We start from the raw sequence: 24,341 nt of genomic DNA, 5'->3' as shown, positions 1-24,341 counted from the left end.
TCCCTTTACAATGTAATAAATGATAAAGGGAGATGAATAGCTTTCGTGACTATTGCCACTTACTTAGCTTTGCTTTGGAAATAATCTACGATTTCTCCAACGGTGTTACTGGTAGACATACTGTTCTGGTCTACTGAAATACCAAGCCGGTCCTGCAAATTAGTGAGTAACTGTACCGCCAGTATGGAATTCAGTCCCAGGTCATCGAGCGACTGATTGGAAGAAATAGCATTCTCTGGAATACCAGCAGAGGTGCTGATTGCATTCATTACAGCGGATTCAATAGGTTGTTTCATTGGAAGTGTTTTTTTAAGGTAAACAATTGCATTTAGCGAACTGACTGAAAAACACAGTTCCCATCAAATAGTTCAAACAATATTTGGATTCCTAACAAATAATAAATTGTCATTTTCTGGCACAAGAATATATGTATGTTTATATAGGCAAAACATATGATAAATGGGACTGTCAGACATTATCATCAGCAAAATAAAGCGTGAAGGTCCTATTTCCTTCCATACTTTCATGGAGCTATGCCTCTACCATCCGGACTATGGCTACTATACCACTACTGGCGATAAAATAGGCCGTGATGGCGACTTCATCACCAGTAGCAGTTTGACAACTTCTTTCGGCGCTACTATTGGCAGACAGATGGAGGAGATTTGGTACATCCTGGGGAAAAAAGACTTCACTATCGTTGAATACGGCGCAGGCCAGGGACTGCTATGCCATGATATGCTGGAGTATCTGAAAGACAATCGTCCACTGTATGATCATTTAAGGTATTGTATTATTGAGAGACGAGCGCACTCGCCTGTGGAACAGTTATCCGACAAGATCAAAATTTATCATACTATTGAGGAAATCCCCGGGGATATAGACTGCATATTTTCCAATGAACTGATTGATAATTTCCCAGTTCATCAGGTAGTAATGAAAGATGAACTGATGGAAGTATATATAGATTATCAGGAGCAATTCATCGAACTACTGAAACCTGCCAGTCCTGCGCTGCTGCAATACTTTCACGAATTATTGGTAACGCTTCCTAGCGGGTATCGGGCAGAAGTAAATTTGGATGCTATTCAATGGATAGAGGATGTGGCGAGCCATCTGAATAAAGGTTTTGTTATTACGATCGATTACGGCGCCCTGTCGAATGACCTTTACAAGCCTCACAGGAGCTGTGGTACTGTACTTTGCTACTGCAAACATCAGGTGAGCGAGGATTATTTCTGTAATATTGGTCAACAGGATATTACTGCCCATGTAAACTTCAGCGCATTGGAACATTGGGGTGAAATAGCAGGATTAAATACCAATGGTATTACCTCTCTGGGCTGCTTTTTGCAAGCCCTAGGTTTTAAGGAACTATTAAGAACTGCCAGTGAACGGTCTCATAAGAATATCCTGCAAATGGCGATGGATGAATCTTATATCAGTTTTACGCTGATATTTGATATGGGGAGTAAATACCAGGTGCTCATTCAGTCTAAGAATATACCGGAAGCCGCATTGACAGGTCTGCATCAGGATAAGTAAGATGAATGTTTCTGTACGTCAAATGCATTAAATAGCTATCTTGGACACTCTCCTATCCGTAAAACTGGCCATGATGAGCAGATCCATCCAATTATCATTTTTTCTTTCCGCGCTCTCTATTATTGCAACTACCTGGATAAATATCGCTATCGCCCAACGTTATCTTCACGCGGATGGAAAAACCCGCGCGCTATTTGGAATTATTGAAATGACATATGGATTTCAATACGGCGTAGCCATTGCCGGGATAGCAGCGCTGCTGTTGAGTCTAATTGGAAAGTCCGGTTCCCAAAAACTACGGATAGCCGCTGTCGTTATATCCATTCTCTCGGTGATACTTGTCTTTCTCCGGATGTGGCGTTTGTTTGTATTATAAATTAAGATTAATCACTATTTATTTAGCTTATTTTATTCATAGACTGAATTTGTGCAAATTTGGACGGGTAAGTGTTCAAATATGAACAAACGGGGGTATGGACAAATTGCCAATTCCTTTACAGTAAAGCATTTAGTGTAATGGCATCCAATTTGGCAACCAACAGACGATCACTATTCGAATACTTTTTTTAAAACACCAACGCATGTTCCGTATTTACCTTAAAACAGCCATTCGTAGTATAAGAAAGAACAGGATGAATTCTTTCATCAATATTACGGGGCTCACAGTAGGAATCGCATGTTGCATGCTGATCACCCTGTTTGTGAAGGATGAGCTGTCTTACGACCAATACAATACGCACTATAACGAGATATACAGGGTACTCCATGCCTATCGTCCTGCGGTAGGTAATGCGAAGTTGCCGCCACCAGCGCCCAGCGAATACCAGGTTTGGGGAAATGCGCCCACAGGCCCGGTGTTGAAGGATAACTTCCCGGAAGTGGTTAGCGTAACGCAGTTTACCAGTCCGAGAACGTTGTTGATGGAACATGGCAATTCCCGTTTCCAGGAAACCAATCTGTTGTATGCCGATGCCAATATCTTTGATGTATTCAGTTGGCGGTTCATCAGCGGAGATCCCAAAACGGCGCTGGCTGCGCCCAATGCCATTGTACTGACGAAAACGCTGGCCCAGAAGTATTTCGGAAATACAAACGTAGTTGGACAAACTATCAAAGCGGAAGATTTGGTGTTGAATGTAACCGGGGTGATGGAAGATGTTCCTTCCAATACTCATTTTACGTTTACAGGACTGATTTCCATGGAAACGTTCAAAAGAAGCAGACCGGATATTTTCTCTGCCTGGGGGTATGTTGATTTCTACACCTATTTCCGCACAACACCGAATGTGAATATTGCGGCTATGGAAGCCAAGATACCTGGTATTCTGAAGCAGCACTATTCTGATATTCATGATGACAATTACACCTTCACGTTTGAGCCGTTGAAAAATGCCTATTTGTTTTCACAGGCAGCAAGGCAACCTGGCGCTAACGGCAGCATATCCAATATTGTTATTTTTTCATTGATAGCCGTATTTATGTTGGTGATTGCGGCCATCAACTTTGTAAACCTCTCTACTGCCCGGTCTATGGAGCGGGCTAAAGAAATTGGGGTGAGAAAAGCGGTAGGCGCGCAGGAAAGCACCCTTATCATCCAATACCTCGCAGAAGCAGTGTTACTGACCACTTTCGCCACTATAATGGCTATTCTGCTGTGCATCGTTTGTCTACCGGTATTGAGGCAGTTGGCAGACAAAACGCTTCCTATTAATCAGATGTGGTCCGGGGAGCTCATCGCGCTCTATTTCCTGACGCCGTTACTGGTGGGGATTCCGGCAGGGATATATCCCGCTTTTGTATTAGCTAAATTTAAACCTGTACAGGTACTGAAAGGGAGATTCAGTTCCAGTGCCAAAGGGCTGCAATTGAGAAGAGGGTTGGTTGTCTTCCAATTCACTTTATCTATTGCGCTTATCGCCAGTACAGCCATTGTATATTCTCAGCTTTCGCATCTGCAGCAACATAGTCTGGGCTTCAACAACGAACAATTACTGGTAATAGATTATGGAGGAGATGAACAGGTAAACAGACATCTGGACGCGATTAAACTGAGACTGGCTCAGCAACCGGATGTAAAGGCTGTTTCCATTTCAAGGGCTGTTCCAGGCGATAAATTTCCTGATGGCGGCACCGGGATTATGTCGCAGGTAGGAGATATCGCCTATCATAATATTCCGATGTATGAGATTGATGAAGACTTCATTTCTACGTTTAAAATTCCGATGGCCGCAGGTCGTACCTATTCTAAGAGTTTCCCGGCAGATACGGCCAATTCTCTCGTCATCAATGAGGCGGCTGCAAAACTATTTGGCTATGCCCTCCACAGGACATTATAGGCAAATCTTTTGAACAATGGGGTCGTAAGGGCGTGGTGATCGGGGTAGTGAAGGATTTTAACTTTCAGTCGCTACATGAAAAGGTAAAGCCATTATCCCTTCGACGTGGCGATTTTGATGCATTTAATAAGATCACATTACGCTTGCAGTCGCCCGACCTTAAACGCAGCGTTCAGGAAATAGCGACCATCTGGAATGAAATTGCCCCACAGCGTCCGTTCCTGTATTCATTCCTGGATCAGGCATTTAACCGTCAGTACCAGAAGGATCAGCGCTTCGGGCAGATCTTTAGCATTTTTGGGGCACTCACCATCATCATTGCTTGTCTTGGACTATTTGGGCTGGTTACCTATTCCATTGAAAAGAGAATGAAGGAAATCGGTATACGGAGAATATTAGGCGCATCTGTACCGAATGTAATTGGATTGTTATCGCAGGATTTCATCTTATTGATCCTGATAGCGATTGTAATTGCCACGCCTGCTACCTGGTATGCCATGCATAGCTGGTTGAATACCTTTGCCTATACGGTAGATATTCATTGGTGGATATTTCTGGTGGCAGGTATTTCAGCGATGAGCATTGCCATTTCCACTATTGGCATACTGGCATTCCGGGCAGCCAGGATCAATCCTGTCCGGGCGCTTCGTTCCGAATAGTTTTCATGTAATGTAAAATAATATAGCCCGCAGATACTGTATCTGCGGGCTTTTTGCCTTTTGTGTCCACTCATTGGCAAACATATATATAGGAATATATTCAATTAAAGGTTATATTTATTGTCCAGGTTTACCCGGTAATCATATCTATATACAGCGAACGAATACCAGGACCATGGCTTAGCTCCAGGCATGAATGCATATCGTCCATAATAAAATCACCGCTGGAACAGCGTAGTATTGCGAAGATACCTGGAAGAAATGAAAGCGAGATGCTGTGAAAGTATGATTAGAATATCAATGTAGGAAAATGGTATACAATACTTTGATTATTATTATTTTGGGTTAATTTATGCCCAGCACGCGAGGATAACATTATCTGGAGAGCATATTTATTTTGAATACATATTGGAAAGCTTTGATTCTCCCCTGCCTAACAACCCAGCGGAAGAACGACCAGCAAGAAAGACACATAATGAGACTGTCGATGTGATGCTGTTAGCAAGGTAGATCATTCCCTTCAGCATTATTATCCAGTACTACTATCTTTATTATAATTGTAAGACTGTAAATGAAAACCTTATGGGAAAATTAATGACTTTGTTTGTAATCCTACTCTGCGTAAGTTGCAGAGCGCCTATTCTCAGGCAAGCAATTACTGGTATTATTGTAGACGGAACCACAGATAAACCACTGCCGCAAGCTACTATTTACACGTATGACGGCACTACCGAGTTAGCCCAATCGGATGGTAATGGTCGGTTTTTGATATCTCCGGTAAGAGATACGCATATGTTATTTCCCGGCGAGGAAAGAGGCGCATTAGCTCCCAATTCGGATAAAATCTGCATTAAAAAAACCGGCTATGTAAATGATACTATTTTTATCTTCGACACCATATACAAAAAGACAATCGATACGATTCAGCTGGACGTCGTTGCACTACAACCATTAATTCAATAGTTTCCATGAACCGAATAATACCCATCGCAGCAGGGCTGTTACTTATCGCATCCTGTAAACCAGGTACCGCCAGCAAGGCCAGCGCGGTATCGGATGCCGCCCTAACTGTACCTGCAGATAAACCGCTGACGCAGGTAGGGAAAAGCTATCTGGGCACCTGGTACCGGGTGGTACAAAAGGATAGTAATAATTTCGTCGTATTCAGGCCATGTGGACAGGATACGCAATTGATCCGGGTGGGCGACAGTAGTCTGTATGAACAAACGGGCACAGAATGGCTGACCACTAAAATAGCGGCCGTATTGCCTATTGACAGTAATACCGTTACCATTAAGGGAACTTCAGCCTCCTCCTATACCTTTCGATGGAAAAACAAGAATAAATTCATTGTATCCTGGACACCGAAGTATTCCGCCAGTTACCCAGCGCAGGAATACTTATATGTAGACAGTGTACATGCAGGTTTCCTTAAATGGGAGCATGAAAAGTGTAAGTAATTTATTTTAAAGACTTAATAAACTCATCTGCATATTGTATGGATGGCTGTATTATTATTCCAGGCATGCCAGTATAGTTTCTATCACCCGTTTAGTTTCGTGAATGTCCCGCACTTCAATGGATAAAGCGCCGGCCTGTTTGGCAGGATAATCATTTCCTCCGGGGAAGAGCGCGTCGCCAATGAAGAGCATATCGGCAATTGGAATACCCAATATATCTTTCAGCTTGTGGATGCCGTAAGCCTTATCAATGCCAGGTCTGGTGATATCGATGGAGGTAGTGCCACCGATATGAATGGAAAATTCCGGGATGGTACGATCCAAAATAGCTTTTATCTGACTGCGTTTGGCGCCGTCGGGGTCCCAGGTACTTTTCTGTTCCAGCGGCGCTTGTTGCCCCAGTGCAGAAAAGGTAATCTGGCTTCCCCTGTCTTCTATTTGTTCGCCCCAGGTTGTTTTTACGACCAGTCCTACTGCTGCTATCGCCTCATTTAAGGCGGTAATAATACGTGTTTTCTCATCCGGCGTGAAATCCTCTGCATATAATTGCTGCCAGCCTGCCTGGAGATCTTTGATACGATAAAATTTGGTGCCGCTGGTGGGCAGTAAGGATAAATTCGTCCAGTTATTATTCTGTGGAAGATTCGCTAATACCTGCGTCTCAAATTGCTGCCAGTTTCCGCCCGATATGATCGCTACTTTAATGATCCCCAGCAAGCGATTTAATAAGGTTGCCATCTCTGCATCGATGGCCGATTTACTGGCAGCGATGGTACCATCCAAATCAAATACGATGAGCTTTTTCATATTTTCTTCTCCCTTTACAGCAAAACAGCTGGTTTAAAGCTTTTGTTTTCTGCTGATGCCAGTGTTAAATAATGTCAACCAGTGTTATTTAGCGTTAAATAATATCTCACTTACACATATAATATATAAATTATATTAAACATAAGTATTTATGTTACAATTATTTAAACAAAATGTTAATGAATTATACCATTAGCGAGCTCAAAAATACTCATTAAACGTTGGCAAGTTATCTGCATCTATATTCCCAATAACTGGAATTATTAAATCATTTTAAAAGTATAACTATGATGAAACATTTCTTCGCAGCAAGCATGTTAATGGCTACAATGGTTACGGTAAAGACGTATGCACAGGAAGCGCCACAACAACCGCAGCAACATCAGCAGCAGGGTGACAGGGAGGCTTTCTTCAAAAAGATAGATAAAGATGGCGATGGTAAACTCAGTAAGGCAGAAGTTGAAGCTGCGAGTAAAGACGATAAAAGACTGGCAAAACTGAACGAGAATTTCGATTCGATAGATACCAATAAGGATGGATTTATTGACAAAGATGAGCTGAAAGCATTTAGAAAAAGTCAACGTCCACAGAAGGATGGCGGCACCAAATAATTATTCATTGTGATAACCCCAGGGCTCTCCTACCACAATGGAGAGCCTTTTTTATTTCCATTAGGATCAGTATAACTGATTCCGTAAAATACGCTTGATCATCTGGATGGTAGAGCGGGTTACCTGGCCTTTATACTTTTGCAGAATATCGCTTTCCCTGGAGCCGCTGCTAAGCTCATTGACGACCCGCAGCCATTTACCCAGGAATTCGGAATTGGGTGTTCTGTAGCGCAATAAGCGTCTGACTGTTTCGATAATGGTTCTGCTGACGGTTCCTTCATGCAGTTCAAATATCTCATCATTACTGAGACTCAATTTAATATCATCTGCAATCCGGGAATAATCCTGCAGGTATTTTTCATTGGCCTCCATTACCTGCAACAAAGGGTTATCACTAAAAGCGATATCGTTATTTCTTCGTTGCCTTTGCAAAGTTTGCATGGCGTAATTCCGGGCAATATTATCACAGATAATCAGGTCATCTTTGCTCAGGTGGAACCATTCCCCTTTAATTCGTTTATGCTGAAATACAATATGCAAGCTCTCTTCCAGCTCCGTCATATTCATGGCAGCATATTGCCGGATCACCCGGAACATCATTGGCAGGTGCGTATGGTAAGCAGCCAACCGCTTATGCAGGTCCTGCGTTTTACCAATCTTAAACAGGTTCTTGCCTGTACTAAGAATGTATACACATTTACCAATTTGTACTTTCTCCATGCCGTAATCCGGTACTTATTAGGGTGATAATTAAACTATTAAATTACAACTCGGATTGTTATGTACAAAATTCAATATTTATATTTTATTTATATATCATATAACCTTATTGGGCCAACCGGTAAAAAAGATGCTACATTTATGGGTGATAATATGCTCTTCCGGGTATACACTATTGACTAAGTCTAGTAGTATGCAAAAGATATCAGATAATACCCTGTTGGATCTACTTAAAAGAGAAGACAACGCCTCCTTTACAACATTATATCAATGCTGCTTCCCGACAGTTGCGGCGTATATCCTGAATAACCACGGGAAAAAAGAAGATGCGGAAGACATCTTCCAGGAGGCAGTTATTGTATTACTGCAAAAGGTGAGAACCCCGGATTTCCAACTCACTGCCAGTCTGAGAACCTATCTCTTTTCCATCTCCAGGAATCTCTGGCTTAAACAGCTGCGGGATAATAAGCTGATCCCCATGGAAGATATGACGATCTACCAGCCAGCAGAAACGCTGCCCACCTTATCGTTACATCCTGAAAAAAGCAGAGAAGAGAAGGTACAATCGTGGATTTCCAGGATAACCGGGCATTGCCAACGTATTTTAAAAGCCATCTTCATTTACCAGGAACCAATGGATTTACTCATGAAAAAAATGGGCTGGAAAAACAAGCATACCGCCGCCAATCAACAGTATAAATGTCTGCAACAGATAAAAAAATTCCGACAAAAAGAGGAAGGCATTGGGTGATAATAATACCACTTCGGTATTAATTATAAAATCGTCTGTTATGTCTGCCAAAAAGAAAATCACTCTCTGCGTTATCTCTTTAGTATTAACAGGTATTTGTCTTTACTATTTCTTCGGCTAATTAAATCATTTTGCCATGAACACAACAAACAGTAAAGGCTGCCCTGTTATACCGGCCCACCTGCCCTGGTATAAGCAATTAGCGCTTATATTATTCCGCTTTGGCGTATGCCCGCTTTGCATTACTATGAGCATTGCATATAGCATCCGGAAAAGATTTAAAAAGAACAACATTAGGGTCGAAAGACCTTAATGTTGTTTGACTACATTTTCCGATAGTCCCAGCCTGTTGAGGATGGTAGCCTCCCAGTCCGGATCATTTTCTGCAATTATAATTGTATTGAAATGATGTCGCTCGCCCTCTATTCCTACCCCAGGCGCATCGTCTACATGGATATCTATATCAAATGCCGGCGGATACTTTGATATTTGTCCACCTCTGGCGCCTAAAACCTTGTCATGTATCCGTTTATTAATTACCCGGTCGATGGTAATACCATAGCTAAAGAAGAGCTTTCGCACATAAAAAGGAGACCGGTAAGAAGTCGTATATACGCATACGTTATAATCATTTTGCCGAAGTACCTTCATTAATCTGATGGTTCCAGCCCGTATTTTTTCCTTGCTGAATAGCCTGTGCCAAAGGTTGCCGGGCTCTGTTGGGAACCGACGTATACCAGGAATCAAGGTATCATCCAAATCGAAAGATATAATCATTAGTTATAGTGATATGACAGCTGCCATATGCAATTTTCTTGCCGATGCTCGAAGTATCCGTTGCATTTAGGGAGACACGTGTCTCCCTAAACGCAACAGATACTCCAACATACAACCCAAATTTCCGGATACTCGATGCCGCTCATGCCCCAAAAACCAACTTGATAAGATGGTAAATCATCCCCACCGCGTTCCCCTCCTATTTTAACAAATCCCACAAAACTCAAACTGGGTCTACTTCTTAACAAATTTCCTTCTTCCAGAAAGCTATTAATTTACAACATAAAGCGCTTTGTACTACAAAGCATATTTATACATTTGAATCATTACTAACAAGGGAAGCTATGAAAATAGATATCATTATTGCCTACATCCAGCGATATGAATTCGGACATGAATATGATTTTGTGCCCCCTATCACCGGCATTCATTTAGCAGCGATCACGCCTGCGCCACACACGGTAAAGGTCTACCATCAACAGGTCGACAAGATAAATCTTGATACGGATGCCGATCTGATTGCTATTTCTTTCTTCAGCGGCTTTGCCCTCTCCGCTTATAACCTGGCGGTAGCATTCAAGAAAAGAGGAAAAACGGTCATCGCCGGCGGCCCGCATGTAACCTATTGTCATGATGAAGCGCTGGAATATTTTGACGCCATTGTTACTGGCGAAGCAGAAAGCCAGTGGCCCAGATTACTGGAGGATATCGAACAGGGAAAACTGAAACAGAAGTATATGGGAGGGCCTTGCGACATGCAGGACCTACCCACACCGAGATACGATTTATTACCGGACAAATTCTTCATCAAAAAGGTCATCCAGGCTACGAGAGGCTGTCCGTTTTCCTGCTCTTTCTGTACCGTGCCATCGCTGAATCCGGGATTCAGACTCCGCCCGGTGAAGGATGTGATCCGCGATGCAGGCTACGATCAATTCCCTTACTGGTGGCAAAGGAAAATTGTCTGGTTCTGGGATGATAATCTTACTATTAAACGGCCGTATATCCGGGAACTTTTGCAGGAAATGATTCCATTGAAAAAATGGTGGCTCACCCAGGCCAGCATGGATATTGCCAAAGATCCAGAATTGCTGGATTTGATGAAAGCCTCCGGATGTATTGGCGTATTCCTGGGCATTGAATCCTTTGGCATCGATTCCCTCGCCGACGCTAATAAAAGACAAAATAAAATCGCCAATTACAGCACTGCGGTGAAGGCTATACGAAAACGAGGCATTGCAGTAATGGCAGGATTTATTGCCGGTTTTGATCATGATGATGAGGCCAGCATCATCGCCATGGCAGATCAACTCATGGAAATTGGAATCGATGTACCTTTTCTCAGCATCATGACGCCATTCAGAGGAACGCCCATCTACCAATCGCTACACCAGGAAGGGCGCATACTCGACGATAGAAACTGGAACTTTTACAATGGCTATAACGTCGCTTTTACACCGAAGAAAATCAGCGAATCCCAGCTACTACAGGCCCACAGAGCCCTTTGGAAAAAGTCGTTCTCCCCATGGTACGCCTTCCGGCGTATTGTACGCGGAGCATTCACTTTAAGAACCGGCGCTTTCCTCATGTCTATGTTCATGAATGCCTTCTATTCCTATAAACGCGTTAGAAAGAATTTTCCGATTGATATGACTAAACGAAAAAACCTGATCCAACAATTGCCGCCGCTGTTGTCTACTTCGAAAAAGGAAAATCAGGGGATGAATACATCTGTTCCTGTAGCAGCAGGAGAAAGTACATTCTTTTAAGGGCTGCTGACATAAGGTTGTCACACTGCAAAGCTACATTTGCACTAACTATAAAATTATGGAAGCTGATATCCAGACGATCTACCACTCCCCTCTCTGCTCGGTACATAATTTCCTTTGCCAGTGCATAGCATGCAGCATGTCGGCCAAAGAATACCAGGCTACCTTTTCCATTGCGTTTATTCGTAAGGGTAGTTTCGGATTTAATATTTTCCGGGATGAGCTGCATGCCTATAGCGGACTGTTCCTCATTTGCAAAGCAGGCTATGAACACCAGGTAAGACATATCCATGATATCCCTGACCAGTGTACCATCTTTTCATTTTCCGCTGAAAATGCTGCATTGCTCACGGCCACTTCCGGTAGCTTAAGTCGGTTCTTTCGTAACGCAGATCAACAATCTATCTTAATCAAGGCCACACCTGAAATGGAATTCCTCCATCAGCTGATCTTCCTGGAATTGTCGAAACCGCGACTACAGCAACTCTGGGTAGAGGAGTTAATGACAACGCTGTTTTCGCAAATACTATCCACCTCAGAGACAGACTTTCCGGAATTGAATAAGAAACAGCAAATTCATTATTTGCCCATGATAGAAAACGTGAAATCATTTCTCTACGAGAATTACACCAACGATATCCAACTTTCGAAACTGGCTGGCATGGCCCATGTGAGTCCTTTCCATTTTAGCAGATTATTTAAAAAAATAACGAATTGCAGTCCCTATGAATACTTGTTACGTATTCGATTAAAGGAGGCGCAGTTGCAACTCCTGCATACCCGCAACACGGTCACTGCTATCGCTTTTGCCACGGGTTTCAATAGCCTGGAACATTTCTCTGCCGCATATAAAAAACATTTTGGCCTTTCTCCTGCCGCCATGCGATCTTAAAAAGAGCAAGATTCCTTAAATCCGTCCTCTGCCTGATGTCTAATTTTGACATATCAAACAGCGCTACCATACATTGTTTGCGCGTATTTATTTATCATTAAAATTAGTATCATGGCAGTATTTTACGTCAACAGTTACAACATCACCAATCAGGAAGAATATGCAAAATACGGCCCTCCTACGGTTGCCTTACTGCACAAATATGGTGCGGAAGTACTGGCAGCCGACCTGGAAGCAATTGGCGTGGAAGGCGTTCCTTTAAAAATGAATGCCATCATTAAATTTCCTTCCGAGGCCGCGGCATTGCAATGCTATTCCGATCCGGAATATCAACCGCTAAAAGCCATCAGATGGGGATCTACCAGCAACTGCTCTATGATATTGGTACATGGATTGGATGCATAACCATGAAAAAAGCGCTGCAAACTATTTCGCAGCGCTTTTGATTTTATTGTTTCCTCCTTGCATATTAAAACTGTTGTAGAATAAAATGCTGGTCGTCTTCCTTTAATAATTTCCAATGATCCTCCAATACAATCTTCCACCCTGATCCCTGAATCACATTATCTTGGGTAGTGAGTCCTTCAGCTGATAAGGTAATTACCTTCCAATCCTTCATCAGCATGCCATTGGAGGCGACCGTTAATTTCCCCCATTTGTCTTTCACCTCTGCAGTTGGATAGACCGTGCCATGAGCGCCGAGGTCAAACATATTGCTGGGATTGAATCCCACATTCGGTTTCATGAGCTTTAACTTAAGCGTCCGCTGCTGTGTGAATCGTTCCACATATACTTTTACCTTTTCCAGCCTGGCTGTTTCTTTTACTTTTTCAGCAGCAGTAATCGCAGTCCCATTATACCTATTTGCAATTGACACAAGCTGTGTTTCCGTCGGTAATTTAGGTACTGATAGTTGGTAATACTTTGCTATCAGCGCAGGAAAGTCAGAGAGGGAATCTACCTTCTCTGTCCAGTCCCGCTGACGCTGATACAACAGATAACCGTAAATAGGTCCACTCACGTAAACGAATGAACGAATAATGGTACTGCGACCTGCTGTGGAGTCTATGATATTCGATAAATAGCCAGGGATATTTGCGGTAGATCTGCCAAGGATTACGCCGGTATATTCGGCCAGTCCTTCATTCATTTCCAGGATGCGTTCGTTGGCAAAGGTGTTGGGGAAGAGTTGTTTTCTTTTCTCCCGGAAAACCATAGCGTTTTGCAAATCTGTTTTTCGTTGATCCACAGGCTTATTCAGCGCCGCTTTTAAGGCCTGTAATTCCAGCAAGAAATAGATCCGCCCCTCCATGGTGGCCAGGTGATCGGCAGAAGGACTATGGGCTGGTAACCCCAGGCTATCCTGGATGCGATGGAAAGATTCATGCACCATCAGGCATAATCTATCCTCCTTATCTGTTGGCAGCGGCCATATGATCACGGACCACGACTTTCCCTGCCATGTGATGGCAGTATTGGCAATGATCACGTCTCCCGGTAAAGTACCGGTGTACACGCCCTCTCCGGCAGGTGTTAAGTGTCCGCCACCATCAGCCTCATTGGCAAACACATGCCTCGTTTGAGGATCGACTAACAGCATTGGACCATACAAGGGAAGATGCCATACCGGCTGTTGCAGGCCCACCGCCTTGATTTCCTTAAAATAGCCGGCGGCTGTCAGGTGATCCTGAGCGTAACAAATACTTGCCAAACAACAGAACAGTACCAGGAACAATGATCTCATGTTTTTTCTGCAATATGGCCAGACTTTCAGGAAATAGCTTCGACTATTATAGGAAGCGTTTCTCTGCCGTCATCAACGACAATAAAGCCCCTGCATGAGCCGTTTATCCTGAAATATCTGCAGTTGATATAATGAGTTTGTGCAGTTCCAATTGTTTACTTACTTCGCATTATGCGTAAAATCCTGGTACATATTATTTTCTGGATTGTATTTTTTCTGATGTGGAACCAGGTCATGTATTTCTACATAAGGAATAATCTCTCCAACCGCCTTTATTTCTCTGCGCTGGATGTAAGTTTGATCATCCTGGCGTTCTATGGTATCTTCAGCTTTGTGCTGCCCGACTATTTCCGCCGTAAAAAAAAGGTCCGCCTGATCATTCTGTCCGTATCCTTGATTGTATTACTGACGGCTACCTATACCTGGTGTATGAAGCTGTTTTTAAATCATATGCTCATTCCTATTCAGTTTGATTTCATATGGACTTATCAGGACTTGCAGTATAATCGTTTCTTTATTGTATTGCTGGGCGTATTAGGAGGATATTTTGTGAAGCTGGCCATCGACCGACTGGATGCCCAGCGCAAACTGGAAAGCATGGAAAAAGAGCGTTCTCTGGCCGAATTAACGTATCTGAAAGCGCAGATCAATCCACATTTTCTCTTTAACTCCCTCAATACGCTCTATTCTCAGCTGGACATCGCCCCATCGGAGGCCAGGCATACGCTGGTGTCGATCTCTGATTTACTACGGTATCAGCTATACGAATGCAGCACTGATTTTACCCCTCTCACAAAAGAACTGGATTATCTGAACAATTATTTCAATATTCAGCAATTACGTATAGAGAATTGTAATGCCACCTTCACTGTAAAAGGGAACCCGGAACAATATGCCATTGCGCCGTTGCTGATGATGCCGTTGGTGGAAAATGCCTTCAAATACTTATCTGACAGTGATGTAGCAGAAAATAGATTAGCATTGAGTATAGTATTGAGAGACGACCAGCTCTCCTTCCGCTGTGAGAACACATTTGATTCGTCTTCTTTCACTGATCGAAAAGCCAAAAAGGGAATAGGCCTGGAGAACGTCAAGAAACGTCTGGAGCTGCTTTATCAAGGCAGATACCAGCTGCAAACCACTGTTGACGGTCGTTTATATATCGTCACACTCACTTTAAACTTAACCCATGTTGAATTGCCTGATCATAGATGATGAACCGCTTGCGCGCAAACAGATTGAAAATTATGTAGAGCAGGTGCCATTTCTGCACCTGGTAGGAACTGCACGCAATCCGGTGATAGGTCAGGCTATCCTGGAAACGGAAGCGGTGGATCTCATCTTCCTGGATATTAAGATGCCACATCAAACGGGCATTGAGTTCATCCGTCAGCATCATCCCCTCCAACAAATCATATTGATCACTGCATTTCCGGAATATGCCGTAGAAGGTTTTGAGCTGTCGGTCACCGATTATCTGATGAAGCCGGTCACCTTTGAGCGGTTTTATAAAGCCTGTGAGAAAGCCCAGGCCAAAGTGAGCGGCAATGGGGCCGTTAGGTCTAATATTGAGCAGCCAGGGTCTTTATATGTGAAGTGTAACCAGCGTTTCGAGAAGATACTTTTACAGGATATTCAATATGTGGAAGCGAGACTGAATTATGTACATATCATTACCTCGTATAAGAAATATATGGTATATTCCAGTCTCACGGGCATTGAAGGCAGCCTGCCGCCGGAGCGGTTTATCCGTATACATAAGTCCTACATCGTATCCACGGATCATCTGACGGCCGTAGAAGGGCATCAGGTATATATAGGCGAGATAGCCATTCCTGTAGGCAGAAGCTACAAACAAAGCCTGCTCCAGCATCCTTTTCTGAGAAAAGGGTCCTCCTGACGCTTAAAGATTAATAATAACTTAAAATGAAATACCCGTTTGTGTTATTTTCGGTTCCCGAAATTTTAATACTTTTCCCCAGTAATTGAATGAAGGGTATGCCGAAAATCTCAGAAATAGGACTGTACAACTATTTGTCCTGGAAACAAGTTCCAGGCCTGAGGGAGAATGTAAGATTAATTACCGTAAAGAAAGGTAAGCAGTTGTATGACACGGATCAAAAGTATACGGATATATACGAGATCCTCAGTGGCGCCGTAAAACTGGGAGGAATCTCCTGTAAAGGCAAAGAATACATATATGAGCTGGTAACACCGGGAGAGTTCTTCGGCAATCTGGCCATGCTGGGAGATACTTTCCGCGAGTTTGGGAAAGCGATTGTGGCGACGCAGCTTCGCGTATACAAACCAGCTTTCTTCAAACACCTGATGACACATGACCCGGAAGTGGCAGCCTGGTGTTTTGAAAAAATTGTATACAGGTGGAATAAAACAGAATCCATGTTAGCGAATATCCGGTCTTACGAACCGAGAGAACGCATTCAGGTATTATATAATGAACTCCAGAAAATAAAGATCATCGCCTCCAATCGCGAGATCATGATGAACCGCCTGCTAACCCTTCAGGACATCGCCGATCTGACCGGCACCACTCGCCAACTGGCAGCAGAAACCATTAATGCCGTTTGATGAAACGGAACTTTTTCCCGCTGAATGTAAGAATCTAACATCATTAATACTACCATAACTATTTGGTGACGTTTCGTTGACGCCCTCATTTGTTCTATCTCCTACTTTTGCATTCTCTTAACACTTAGAGATTTTAAACGCGATTCAAATTCCAAAATCATGAGTAGGTATAAATGTCTTTTTATCACTTTACCTAATAGTTATTGCCTAACTGTAGCACAGATGTAATCAAAGCAGGCAGACAAGCTGTCGTCTGCCTGCAACACCTGTTCTCACTCGTTACAACTATCTCTCTATATCTAAATTTTGCATGTATGCTGATGAAGAAAGCACTCATTTATTTATTGTGTCTGTTTTTATTGCCGCTGGCAATGCAGGCACAGGTAACTACCGGTTCTGTCACCGGTATCGTAAAAGGGCCTGATGGTAAAGGCGTTGAAGGAGCCAGTGTGACGCTGGTTCACCAACCATCCGGCACCCGTTATATGAACCGCTCTTTGAAAAATGGTTCATTCACGATCAGTAGCGTACGCGTGGGTGGTCCTTATGTATTAAGAGTAGATTTCGTGGGATTCAAATCTCAAACGGTAGAAAACTTCAACGTATTACTGGGTGAGCCTTACGACGTAGTAGTGACGATGGGTGCCGATACAAAAGAATTATCCGGCGTTACCATTAACTCTGTTAAGCGTAAAGGCGCTACCGAGAAAAGTGGCGCTGCTACTGTCTTTGATTCAAGAACGCTTTCCAGCATGCCTAGTTTCAACCGTAGCATCACCGACTTCACCAAGCTTACGCCACAATCCAGTGGTGGTAACTCTTTCGCAGGCAGAAGCGGTTATTACAATAACCTGAAAGTAGATGGCGCCAACCTGAATAACAGCTTTGGTCTGAGTACAGATCCATTGCCTGGTGGCGGTGCACCTCCTATTTCATTGGATGCCTTCGACGAGATTTCTGTAAGCATCGCTCCTGTAGACGTTCGTCAGTCCGGCTTCACCGGCGCTGGTATCAACGCTGTTACTAAAAGCGGTACCAACGAATTCCACGGTAGCGTATATGGATTCTACCGCGATCAGTCATTCAACGGTCGTAATGTAGGCGATGTTAAATTGGACCCTGCTTCCAGCTCTTCCAGAAAGACTTACGGCGGAACTATCGGCGGACCAATCATCAAAAACAAACTGTTCTTCTTCCTGAATGGCGAGTATGAAGCTAACTCCGGTGCAAGAGTAACGAACTATGTGGCTAATGGTAGTAAGAATGTGGGTAACGCCTCTTCTACTCCAATCGACTCTCTGGCGAAACTGGCCGACTTCCTGAAGAAACGTTATGGCTACGATCCAGGAGTGTATGACAACTACCCTTCTGCTGCTAAAACAAACTACAAGTACCTTGCGAAGGTCGACTGGAACATCAACGATCATCATAAACTGACTGCTAAATTCAGTGATTTTGTAAGCAATGAAGATCCTTCTTCTATCAATGCTTCTTCTATCATCGGCGGCGGTGGATTCGCTTTACCAGGTACTACTGCATCTATCTCTTCTCTGCCAAACAGCAGGCTGAGTAACAGATCCATGGTATTCTCCAATTCTTTCTATGGTTTCAAACATACTGTAAGAACTGGTACATTGGAACTGAACAGTAACTATGGTAAAATATCCAACAGCCTTTTGGTGACCAGCACCAAAATCCAGGATACCAGGATTACCAACAGCGCCGATTTTCCTTTCGTGGAAATCTTCGATGGTACTACTACTCCACACAACTACATGAGCTTCGGTTATGAGCCATATAGCTACAATAACGATGTACTGAACAAAGTTTGGAGCGCAACAGATAACTTCTCTTATTATACTGGAAAACACTCTTTAACTGCCGGGGTTTCTTACGAATACCAAATGGTAGGTAACATGTTCATGCCAGGCGCACAGAGTTACTATATCTACAACTCACTGAATGATTTTGTTACAGAACAAGCGCCTATCTATTATTCTTATGCGTACTCCATGGTACCTGGACAAAAAGCAGTATACTCTGCTGAGTTGAAATATGGCCAGGCTGCCCTGTATGCACAAGATGAAATCAGAGTAAACAACCGTCTGAAAGTAACAATCGGTCTGCGTGCAGATAAACCTATCTACCTGCAGAAAGCATTGGAAAACCCAGCTATTACTGCGCTGACTTTCCCTGACAAAGATGGTAACCTGGTACATTATGATGGTCAATGGCCTTCACCAAGAGTGAACATTTCTCCACGCGTAGGTGCAAGATGGGATGTATTGGGAGACAAATCTCTGATTATCCGCGGTAGCACCGGCATTTTCAATGGTATGGCTCCTTTTGTATGGTTAACTAATATGCCTACCAACTCTGGTATGTACCAGAACAGTGTGGCACTGAAAAATACCAACCCGGATGATGCCGCCAAACTGAAGAACATGGTATTTGATCCTAAACTGGATGCATACGCAAGCATGTTCCCTCCTGTTGCCGGAACTTCTATTCCAAGCAACATCGTGATGATCGACCGTAACTTCAAGTTCCCACAGATCTTCAGAACAGACCTGGCTATCGATAAGAACCTGGGCCATGGCTACAGTTTCACCCTGGAAGGATTGATCACTAAAGATATCAATGCGATCAGATTCCGCAACGCCAACCTGAAAGATCCAACCGGTATCTTCAATGGCCCGGATAACAGACCTCGTTATGTATCTACTGCTAATACCGACAGATACATCTATCCAAATATCGGTTCTGCTATTATCGTAGAAAACACCAACAAAGGTTATTCTTATGCATTAACTGCACAACTGACCAAAGCTTTCACCAAAGGATTCTACGGTTCTATCGCTTACACCTATACGAAAGCGCAGGACATCTCTGCTAACAGCGGTTCTCAGGCATATTCCGTATGGAACGGTAATGCTACTGTAGCTACCAGCAACGACCTGGAAATGAATCCATCTGCTGCTGCCACCCGTCACAGAATCGTGAGCATGCTGTCTTACCGCTTTGAGTATCTGTCTCACGCTGCTACTACTATCTCTCTGGTTTACCAGGGCGCTCCAAGTGGCAACCTGACTTACAGAGTGAACGGCGACCTGAATGGCGATGGTAACAACCAGGACCTGATGTATATCCCTAAGAAAGGTAATGAACTGGTGTTCGAACCATACAGCGTAACTGTGAATGGCGTTACTTACAACTTCACCGCTGATCAACAAGCGGCTGCATTAGATAAGTTCATCAACAACACACCTTATCTGGCTAAACACCGTGGTTCTTATACACAGAGAAATGCTGCGCAGGCCCCTTGGTATAATGACCTGGCGGCAAGATTCATGCAGGAGTTCTACATCAAATCCGGTAAAACTAAACACACCCTGCAGTTCAGCGCTGATATCCTCAACCTGCCGAATCTCCTGAATAAATACTGGGGTATTCAGAAACAGACTACTACCACCCAACCACTGGTATACAGAAGCGTTGGTACAGATGGCCAGCCTGTTTATCGCATGCAGAATTATAATGGCGTACTGTACACCACTCCTTACCAGAACGTTAACAGCGGTTCCAGCACATGGTCTATGCAACTGGGTGCACGTTATAGTTTCTAATTTAATACCATAATTATCATGAAAAAGTTAACATATATCTCCGCCTGCCTGGTTTCTGTACTGTTGTATTCTTGCACAAAGAACAACGATGATATCAAGTTGCAATTGGAAAAAGCACTGCCTAATATTGAAGTAACCAGTATGGGTTTATTACGTCAGACAGGTCCTTTCGCACCGGCTGATGTGATCCAGGTTACTTTCGGTGGCGCTATTACAAAAGCAGATCCAGGTACTTTGGATTTTGCATGGTATGATGTACCTACCAGCGGTAAGCCTGCACTGGTCGACAGTATACACTTTGCCAGCTGGAATGTAACAGCATCGGCAGCTACCGGCAATAGCGGCGTATCTACCACACTGACACCTGCTAGCTATCCAAACACCAATATCATCTCAGGTAATTTAAACCTGAAACTGTCTAAACTGGTTAGCGGTAAATCTTACAGCCTCTTTATCTATGTACGTACTACAGATAATAAAGTGGCATCTGTTTCGCAGACCAAGTTCGTTACCATGAAATAACCTGCCAACGGGAGGATACAGACTGACTTGCCGGTCGTATCCTCCAATTTTTAATATTACTGAAATGGGCATACTGTAATTAATACAAGGACAAAACGAGACTGGTGCTCTCACCGGTTTTTCAATTTTTTGCATGAGCATTACTTAAAAACAGTTTCATTCATTTGAAACTGTTTTTTTTATTCCCCCTGCCTGCTCATTTCAGCAGTATTCAAGCGCTGTATAGTAAACTAATCCCATAAAAAAACGGCGGTGCGATCATCAGATCGCACCGCCGTTTCAAAACAGGAATATCTTTCCCTATAACATGATCACAGAATCTATCTTCGATACTTCTTTATAGTATTTAATAACTTCTTCCTCATCGGCTACATTCACCCTTACAGTAAATGACTTGTATTTTCCTGTAGACGAATTGTTAACCGTAATCGCTGCATTGGTATTTGCAAAGATGGACTTCAGCTCGGCCGATTTATCCTCGTCTGCCTTAATAATAAACTTAAAAGTATATTCTGTCGGAAATACTAGTGACTGCTGTAATAATGAACGAAATTTCTCATACGGATCTGTACCAAATTCAGCATTTAAATCTTCGTTTATAGACATATTATCTTTATTTATTGAATATCATCAATGCATGTAATCATGCAAGATAACCCTTTTTTAGCAAATCCTTTACTGGACATATTCCCATTAGGGGCCTCCAACATACCCGGCCATTGGCGGATTATTTCCGGATTCCTGACTTTTTCCTAATTTGCGGCTGCTATGATAACAAATCTTCCCTCCCATTACGAACGCCTGATGCAGAAATATCCGGTAATCACCCCGGAAGAATGGTCACTGCTCGATAATATAGCCTCCATCAAACATATCCGCAAAGGAGATGCCTTTTTACGTTATGGCAAAATAGCGCGTGAATCAGCCTTTGTGATATCCGGTATGTTTAAATTCGCTATCACAGACGAAGAAGGAAACGAAAAAATTGTGCGCTTCGGCATGGCAGACGATTTTCTTGCCAATTGCGAAAGCTATACGAAGAAAGCCCCTTCTGCCATCAGTATCATCGCGATGGAAGATGCCGTTATCCTGAAAATGAATGCCAAACGATTACTCCCATTCCAGAAGAATCATCCTAATCTCCTGCAAGTCAACCTACAACTATTCCAGGAACTGGTGGAACAACAGTCAGAGCATCAGTATATCCTGTCGCTTAAAACGCCTTTGCAACGGTATAAATATCTGTTGGAAAGACGTCCGGCCATCATCAAAAAAATATCGCTTACCAATATCGCCCGATACCTCTATACCAGCCGGGAAGCCATTAGCAGGGCCCGTTTGTTCCTGTTGAATAAATCGCGCAACTATTGTGACTGAAATCACAACCATCCTTAAGACAGGTATATAGCTTTGTATCAAAAAAAGATGAAGCAAAGTCTTATTCTATTACATGGACTTTTTGGCGGTTTAAGCAACTGGGAAGGCGTTACGGCGCATTTCCAATCTCATTACAATATTCATATCCCACCCTTACCCATATACGACGATCATCATCAAGATAAACTGGAATACCTGGTAGATTTCCTGGAAAGCTATATCATCAATAATGAACTGGAAAACGTTATTCTCGTAGGCAATTCCTTAGGCGGGCATGTGTCTATTCTCTACACACACCGGCATCCGGAAAAAGTAGCTAAACTGGTGCTGACAGGCAGTTCCGGACTATACGAAAACACCAGTCTGGGCAGTTTCCCTAAACGTGGGAATTATGCGTATATCCGTGAACGTGTGGCCAATATTTTTTATGATCCGGCTACAGCCACGGATGCCCTCGTAGAGGAAGTTTTCAATACTACCAGGGATATACGAAAATGCTTTGGTATTGTTAAAACAGCCAAATCCGCCAATCGCAACTACGTAGCGGCACAGCTGCCGGAAATCCCCACCCCAACTTTATTGATCTGGGGAGAAGACGACAGGGTAACGCCGCCTGATGTAGCCCGCGAGTTCCATCATTATCTTCCCAATGCCACACTGGTGATGCTACCTGAATGCGGCCATGCGCCAATGATGGAAAGACCGGCAGCATTTAACGCCATCCTGGAACCGTTCCTGGCGGCATAAACAAGACAGGCTTCCGCATTTATAATACGGAAGCCTGTATATTGAAAAACTGAGTTGTTGTGTTGGATATTTCGGGAGATGACATTCGCTCCTCTCACTATGTGCTCACTGCGTACAGTCGGCACCGTGTCTCCCTAAATCATTTCTCAAACATACTTTTAATAGTACGCTGCATATCAAATAAATTGGACAACGTATACAGCCAGTCCGGCTTTTCCAAATGTTCATTTGCAGGCTTCTGCTTAACGCAGGCACTAATCAGTTGAATCTGCCCCGCCAAATCCGGCAGAAACTTTAATCCATTTACTGCGTATAAGGATATCCGGGCTATTCCATCATTGAATACCGCCCCTCTCGCCGGCAACTTTTCCAGTTCGCTCAAACTCGGCACCTGATCAAATTCGCCATCATAGAATTCCAGCACCGGACTCTCATTCACGCCCTGAATGTAATGGATATACGCCGCATAATACTTTTGCTCCATTTGAATGGAAATAACGTCCTCTCCTCTGTAAAAAGTCATGCTTTCCGCTACAGAGGGCCTCTTCTTCAACGGAACAGGTACCGCTTGAATAAAAGCCTTTATATCATTGGATTTCCGGTAAAAATCATCGCTTAATACTACGCCTGCATTTAATGCATCAATGGCCAGTATGGCTTTATCCGTAATGCTTTGATCTGCAAAGCCGTATTTATGCAGTAATATCGCCAATGCCAACACCGTTTTATGACGGTAATTCATAGAGATCTCCCTGTCTGCCAGCAGTACACAATTCCAGCGCAGCATCAGTTTGGGAAGAAAGTAAGCCAACTGCCCGGGGTGATCATTCTTCTGAATATTCATGGCATCAGATACCAGTTTGGAGAGATCCTCATCGATGGATTGTACCAATTTTCCAGCGGCCAGTTTATCTAATATTTGTTGATGTGTCATGGAGGATATGGTTTAAAAAATAATTATTCATCTTCCCATACGACTGCGGCTATTTTCCAGCCGGCAGCGGTTTTGATGAACTGGAAGAGTTTATTTCCACTTCCGGAGAACCCGACGCCATTAAGCATTCCGTGCTTCACGTATTTAGTGATTCGTTGGGCAATATTTCCCAGCACCTGTGTTACGCCACTGATTTCTTTCTCTTCAAATCCCGTCAGCGTACCATCTGTCAACAGCTGCTTTCTGGGAGCAGTAAAGGTTTGCAGATTATATACTTCCTCCATCAGCCCTGATTTCTTAATAATCACAGCTTCCGGAATACAGAGTTGAAAAATCAATTCAATATTCGGCGTTTGTCCATTCACGTTAGTAAATACGCCAAAAAAAGATGTCACTAATTGGTCTATCTCTGTATTATCTGATTTCATGTGTTCAAGGTAATAAAAAAACAAACACAACTCCATACTGCAGCATA

At 43.2% G+C, this 24,341-nt stretch carries 26 protein-coding genes; 18 read left to right on the top strand and 8 right to left on the bottom strand.

Translation table 11 applies throughout. The annotated features are described in order from the left end of the window. Positions 1 to 59: 59 nt before the first annotated feature. Positions 60 to 296 (bottom strand): acyl carrier protein, encoded by a 237-nt coding sequence (locus CLV59_RS14785; protein ID WP_111592811.1) that lies wholly within the window; start codon positions 294 to 296, stop codon positions 60 to 62. A gap of 163 nt (positions 297 to 459) precedes the next feature. Between CLV59_RS14785 and CLV59_RS14780 the strand changes: the two genes are divergently transcribed. The 6 genes from CLV59_RS14780 to CLV59_RS14755 all read left to right on the top strand — a co-directional run bounded on the left by CLV59_RS14780 (position 460) and on the right by CLV59_RS14755 (position 6,000). Then, positions 460 to 1,545: a class I SAM-dependent methyltransferase gene (locus CLV59_RS14780; RefSeq protein ID WP_111592810.1), complete on the top strand. Its 1,086-nt coding sequence runs from the start codon at positions 460 to 462 to the stop codon at positions 1,543 to 1,545. A gap of 40 nt (positions 1,546 to 1,585) precedes the next feature. After that, positions 1,586 to 1,921 (top strand): hypothetical protein, encoded by a 336-nt coding sequence (locus CLV59_RS14775; RefSeq protein ID WP_146616202.1) that lies wholly within the window; start codon positions 1,586 to 1,588, stop codon positions 1,919 to 1,921. 205 nt (positions 1,922 to 2,126) lie between these two features. Next, on the top strand, positions 2,127 to 3,881 hold the full coding sequence (locus CLV59_RS14770) for an ABC transporter permease (RefSeq protein WP_111592808.1): 1,755 nt from the start codon (positions 2,127 to 2,129) through the stop codon (positions 3,879 to 3,881). A gap of 47 nt (positions 3,882 to 3,928) precedes the next feature. Next, the gene (locus CLV59_RS14765) at positions 3,929 to 4,540 is read left to right on the top strand and encodes an ABC transporter permease (RefSeq protein WP_170137765.1); all 612 of its coding nucleotides are present in this window, start codon (positions 3,929 to 3,931) and stop codon (positions 4,538 to 4,540) included. A gap of 582 nt (positions 4,541 to 5,122) precedes the next feature. Then, positions 5,123 to 5,503: a peptidase associated/transthyretin-like domain-containing protein gene (locus CLV59_RS14760; protein ID WP_111592806.1), complete on the top strand. Its 381-nt coding sequence runs from the start codon at positions 5,123 to 5,125 to the stop codon at positions 5,501 to 5,503. A 5-nt stretch (positions 5,504 to 5,508) separates the two neighbouring features. Next, positions 5,509 to 6,000 (top strand): hypothetical protein, encoded by a 492-nt coding sequence (locus CLV59_RS14755; protein ID WP_111592805.1) that lies wholly within the window; start codon positions 5,509 to 5,511, stop codon positions 5,998 to 6,000. Positions 6,001 to 6,054: 54 nt separating this feature from the next. Here CLV59_RS14755 and CLV59_RS14750 read toward each other — a convergent pair whose 3' ends face one another. Further along, a complete protein-coding gene (locus CLV59_RS14750; RefSeq protein ID WP_111592804.1) occupies positions 6,055 to 6,807 on the bottom strand; it encodes an HAD-IIB family hydrolase in 753 nt (250 codons plus the stop codon). Positions 6,808 to 7,094: 287 nt separating this feature from the next. Between CLV59_RS14750 and CLV59_RS14745 the strand changes: the two genes are divergently transcribed. Next, positions 7,095 to 7,418, top strand: coding sequence for an EF-hand domain-containing protein (locus CLV59_RS14745; RefSeq protein WP_111592927.1), 324 nt, complete (start codon positions 7,095 to 7,097; stop codon positions 7,416 to 7,418). A 66-nt stretch (positions 7,419 to 7,484) separates the two neighbouring features. Here CLV59_RS14745 and CLV59_RS14740 read toward each other — a convergent pair whose 3' ends face one another. Further along, a complete protein-coding gene (locus CLV59_RS14740) occupies positions 7,485 to 8,138 on the bottom strand; it encodes a GIY-YIG nuclease family protein (protein ID WP_111592803.1) in 654 nt (217 codons plus the stop codon). 193 nt (positions 8,139 to 8,331) lie between these two features. On the opposite strand from CLV59_RS14740, the gene CLV59_RS14735 reads away from it, so the two are divergent. After that, the gene (locus CLV59_RS14735) at positions 8,332 to 8,889 is read left to right on the top strand and encodes an RNA polymerase sigma factor (protein WP_170137764.1); all 558 of its coding nucleotides are present in this window, start codon (positions 8,332 to 8,334) and stop codon (positions 8,887 to 8,889) included. Between the two features lie 309 nt (positions 8,890 to 9,198). Here the strand turns inward: CLV59_RS14735 and CLV59_RS14730 are convergent, their stop codons facing one another. After that, positions 9,199 to 9,540, bottom strand: a complete 342-nt coding sequence (locus CLV59_RS14730; protein WP_211323866.1) for a hypothetical protein — start codon at positions 9,538 to 9,540, stop codon at positions 9,199 to 9,201. Positions 9,541 to 10,010: 470 nt separating this feature from the next. Between CLV59_RS14730 and CLV59_RS14725 the strand changes: the two genes are divergently transcribed. From CLV59_RS14725 to CLV59_RS14715, 3 genes are all read left to right on the top strand, one after another. Then, a complete protein-coding gene (locus tag CLV59_RS14725) occupies positions 10,011 to 11,435 on the top strand; it encodes a B12-binding domain-containing radical SAM protein (protein ID WP_111592800.1) in 1,425 nt (474 codons plus the stop codon). A gap of 58 nt (positions 11,436 to 11,493) precedes the next feature. Continuing rightward, positions 11,494 to 12,327 (top strand): AraC family transcriptional regulator, encoded by an 834-nt coding sequence (locus tag CLV59_RS14720; RefSeq protein WP_111592799.1) that lies wholly within the window; start codon positions 11,494 to 11,496, stop codon positions 12,325 to 12,327. A gap of 111 nt (positions 12,328 to 12,438) precedes the next feature. Then, entirely contained in the window at positions 12,439 to 12,732 is a 294-nt protein-coding gene (locus CLV59_RS14715; RefSeq protein ID WP_111592798.1) for a DUF1330 domain-containing protein, read from the top strand. A gap of 64 nt (positions 12,733 to 12,796) precedes the next feature. Here CLV59_RS14715 and CLV59_RS14710 read toward each other — a convergent pair whose 3' ends face one another. Next, a complete protein-coding gene (locus CLV59_RS14710) occupies positions 12,797 to 14,071 on the bottom strand; it encodes a hypothetical protein (RefSeq protein ID WP_111592797.1) in 1,275 nt (424 codons plus the stop codon). Between the two features lie 171 nt (positions 14,072 to 14,242). On the opposite strand from CLV59_RS14710, the gene CLV59_RS14705 reads away from it, so the two are divergent. The 5 genes from CLV59_RS14705 (at position 14,243) to CLV59_RS14685 (ending at position 20,808) form a co-directional block, all read left to right on the top strand. Next, positions 14,243 to 15,286, top strand: coding sequence for a sensor histidine kinase (locus tag CLV59_RS14705; RefSeq protein WP_111592796.1), 1,044 nt, complete (start codon positions 14,243 to 14,245; stop codon positions 15,284 to 15,286). Beyond that, entirely contained in the window at positions 15,261 to 15,971 is a 711-nt protein-coding gene (locus tag CLV59_RS14700; RefSeq protein ID WP_111592795.1) for a LytR/AlgR family response regulator transcription factor, read from the top strand. Before CLV59_RS14705 ends, CLV59_RS14700 begins: the two co-directional genes overlap by 26 nt. Positions 15,972 to 16,069: 98 nt before the next feature. Next, positions 16,070 to 16,660 carry a Crp/Fnr family transcriptional regulator gene (locus tag CLV59_RS14695; RefSeq protein WP_170137763.1) on the top strand — a complete coding sequence of 197 codons (591 nt, stop codon included), beginning with the start codon at positions 16,070 to 16,072 and terminating at the stop codon, positions 16,658 to 16,660. Between the two features lie 314 nt (positions 16,661 to 16,974). Further along, positions 16,975 to 20,286 carry a TonB-dependent receptor gene (locus CLV59_RS14690; RefSeq protein WP_111592793.1) on the top strand — a complete coding sequence of 1,104 codons (3,312 nt, stop codon included), beginning with the start codon at positions 16,975 to 16,977 and terminating at the stop codon, positions 20,284 to 20,286. Positions 20,287 to 20,304: 18 nt separating this feature from the next. Beyond that, positions 20,305 to 20,808, top strand: coding sequence for a hypothetical protein (locus CLV59_RS14685; RefSeq protein WP_111592792.1), 504 nt, complete (start codon positions 20,305 to 20,307; stop codon positions 20,806 to 20,808). 300 nt (positions 20,809 to 21,108) lie between these two features. Here the strand turns inward: CLV59_RS14685 and CLV59_RS14680 are convergent, their stop codons facing one another. After that, on the bottom strand, positions 21,109 to 21,414 hold the full coding sequence (locus CLV59_RS14680; protein ID WP_111592791.1) for an HP0495 family protein: 306 nt from the start codon (positions 21,412 to 21,414) through the stop codon (positions 21,109 to 21,111). A 162-nt stretch (positions 21,415 to 21,576) separates the two neighbouring features. Between CLV59_RS14680 and CLV59_RS14675 the strand changes: the two genes are divergently transcribed. Together CLV59_RS14675 and CLV59_RS14670 are read left to right on the top strand one after the other, a co-directional pair. Continuing rightward, positions 21,577 to 22,185, top strand: coding sequence for a Crp/Fnr family transcriptional regulator (locus CLV59_RS14675; RefSeq protein WP_111592790.1), 609 nt, complete (start codon positions 21,577 to 21,579; stop codon positions 22,183 to 22,185). 48 nt (positions 22,186 to 22,233) lie between these two features. Continuing rightward, on the top strand, positions 22,234 to 22,932 hold the full coding sequence (locus CLV59_RS14670) for an alpha/beta fold hydrolase (protein ID WP_111592789.1): 699 nt from the start codon (positions 22,234 to 22,236) through the stop codon (positions 22,930 to 22,932). A gap of 139 nt (positions 22,933 to 23,071) precedes the next feature. On the opposite strand, the gene CLV59_RS14665 is transcribed toward CLV59_RS14670, so the two are convergent. Together CLV59_RS14665 and CLV59_RS14660 are read right to left on the bottom strand one after the other, a co-directional pair. Further along, the gene (locus CLV59_RS14665; RefSeq protein ID WP_211323864.1) at positions 23,072 to 23,866 is read right to left on the bottom strand and encodes a hypothetical protein; all 795 of its coding nucleotides are present in this window, start codon (positions 23,864 to 23,866) and stop codon (positions 23,072 to 23,074) included. Positions 23,867 to 23,889: 23 nt separating this feature from the next. Further along, positions 23,890 to 24,294 carry a DUF4440 domain-containing protein gene (locus tag CLV59_RS14660; RefSeq protein ID WP_146616200.1) on the bottom strand — a complete coding sequence of 135 codons (405 nt, stop codon included), beginning with the start codon at positions 24,292 to 24,294 and terminating at the stop codon, positions 23,890 to 23,892. Between the last annotated feature and the right edge of the window lie 47 nt (positions 24,295 to 24,341).

The sequence above is a fragment of the Chitinophaga dinghuensis genome (genome assembly GCF_003259435.1).
In the GTDB taxonomy this organism is placed as follows: Bacteria; Bacteroidota; Bacteroidia; order Chitinophagales; family Chitinophagaceae; genus Chitinophaga; species Chitinophaga dinghuensis.
The sequence above is the reverse complement of the archived record's forward strand: the minus strand, read 5'-3'. Positions and strand labels throughout refer to the sequence as shown.

What these genes read in the sequence shown, in the direction of transcription:
- CLV59_RS14785 (WP_111592811.1), bottom strand. Translation starts at nt 296, where the DNA reads ATGAAACAACCTATTGAATCCGCTGTAATGAATGCAATCAGCACCTCT.
- CLV59_RS14780 (WP_111592810.1), top strand. Translation starts at nt 460, where the DNA reads ATGGGACTGTCAGACATTATCATCAGCAAAATAAAGCGTGAAGGTCCT.
- CLV59_RS14770 (WP_111592808.1), top strand. Translation starts at nt 2,127, where the DNA reads ATGTTCCGTATTTACCTTAAAACAGCCATTCGTAGTATAAGAAAGAAC.
- CLV59_RS14760 (WP_111592806.1), top strand. Translation starts at nt 5,123, where the DNA reads ATGGGAAAATTAATGACTTTGTTTGTAATCCTACTCTGCGTAAGTTGC.
- CLV59_RS14755 (WP_111592805.1), top strand. Translation starts at nt 5,509, where the DNA reads ATGAACCGAATAATACCCATCGCAGCAGGGCTGTTACTTATCGCATCC.
- CLV59_RS14750 (WP_111592804.1), bottom strand. Translation starts at nt 6,807, where the DNA reads ATGAAAAAGCTCATCGTATTTGATTTGGATGGTACCATCGCTGCCAGT.
- CLV59_RS14745 (WP_111592927.1), top strand. Translation starts at nt 7,095, where the DNA reads ATGATGAAACATTTCTTCGCAGCAAGCATGTTAATGGCTACAATGGTT.
- CLV59_RS14740 (WP_111592803.1), bottom strand. Translation starts at nt 8,138, where the DNA reads ATGGAGAAAGTACAAATTGGTAAATGTGTATACATTCTTAGTACAGGC.
- CLV59_RS14735 (WP_170137764.1), top strand. Translation starts at nt 8,332, where the DNA reads ATGCAAAAGATATCAGATAATACCCTGTTGGATCTACTTAAAAGAGAA.
- CLV59_RS14730 (WP_211323866.1), bottom strand. Translation starts at nt 9,540, where the DNA reads ATGAAGGTACTTCGGCAAAATGATTATAACGTATGCGTATATACGACT.
- CLV59_RS14725 (WP_111592800.1), top strand. Translation starts at nt 10,011, where the DNA reads ATGAAAATAGATATCATTATTGCCTACATCCAGCGATATGAATTCGGA.
- CLV59_RS14720 (WP_111592799.1), top strand. Translation starts at nt 11,494, where the DNA reads ATGGAAGCTGATATCCAGACGATCTACCACTCCCCTCTCTGCTCGGTA.
- CLV59_RS14715 (WP_111592798.1), top strand. Translation starts at nt 12,439, where the DNA reads ATGGCAGTATTTTACGTCAACAGTTACAACATCACCAATCAGGAAGAA.
- CLV59_RS14710 (WP_111592797.1), bottom strand. Translation starts at nt 14,071, where the DNA reads ATGAGATCATTGTTCCTGGTACTGTTCTGTTGTTTGGCAAGTATTTGT.
- CLV59_RS14705 (WP_111592796.1), top strand. Translation starts at nt 14,243, where the DNA reads ATGCGTAAAATCCTGGTACATATTATTTTCTGGATTGTATTTTTTCTG.
- CLV59_RS14700 (WP_111592795.1), top strand. Translation starts at nt 15,261, where the DNA reads ATGTTGAATTGCCTGATCATAGATGATGAACCGCTTGCGCGCAAACAG.
- CLV59_RS14695 (WP_170137763.1), top strand. Translation starts at nt 16,070, where the DNA reads ATGCCGAAAATCTCAGAAATAGGACTGTACAACTATTTGTCCTGGAAA.
- CLV59_RS14690 (WP_111592793.1), top strand. Translation starts at nt 16,975, where the DNA reads ATGCTGATGAAGAAAGCACTCATTTATTTATTGTGTCTGTTTTTATTG.
- CLV59_RS14685 (WP_111592792.1), top strand. Translation starts at nt 20,305, where the DNA reads ATGAAAAAGTTAACATATATCTCCGCCTGCCTGGTTTCTGTACTGTTG.
- CLV59_RS14680 (WP_111592791.1), bottom strand. Translation starts at nt 21,414, where the DNA reads ATGTCTATAAACGAAGATTTAAATGCTGAATTTGGTACAGATCCGTAT.
- CLV59_RS14675 (WP_111592790.1), top strand. Translation starts at nt 21,577, where the DNA reads ATGATAACAAATCTTCCCTCCCATTACGAACGCCTGATGCAGAAATAT.
- CLV59_RS14670 (WP_111592789.1), top strand. Translation starts at nt 22,234, where the DNA reads ATGAAGCAAAGTCTTATTCTATTACATGGACTTTTTGGCGGTTTAAGC.
- CLV59_RS14665 (WP_211323864.1), bottom strand. Translation starts at nt 23,866, where the DNA reads ATGACACATCAACAAATATTAGATAAACTGGCCGCTGGAAAATTGGTA.
- CLV59_RS14660 (WP_146616200.1), bottom strand. Translation starts at nt 24,294, where the DNA reads ATGAAATCAGATAATACAGAGATAGACCAATTAGTGACATCTTTTTTT.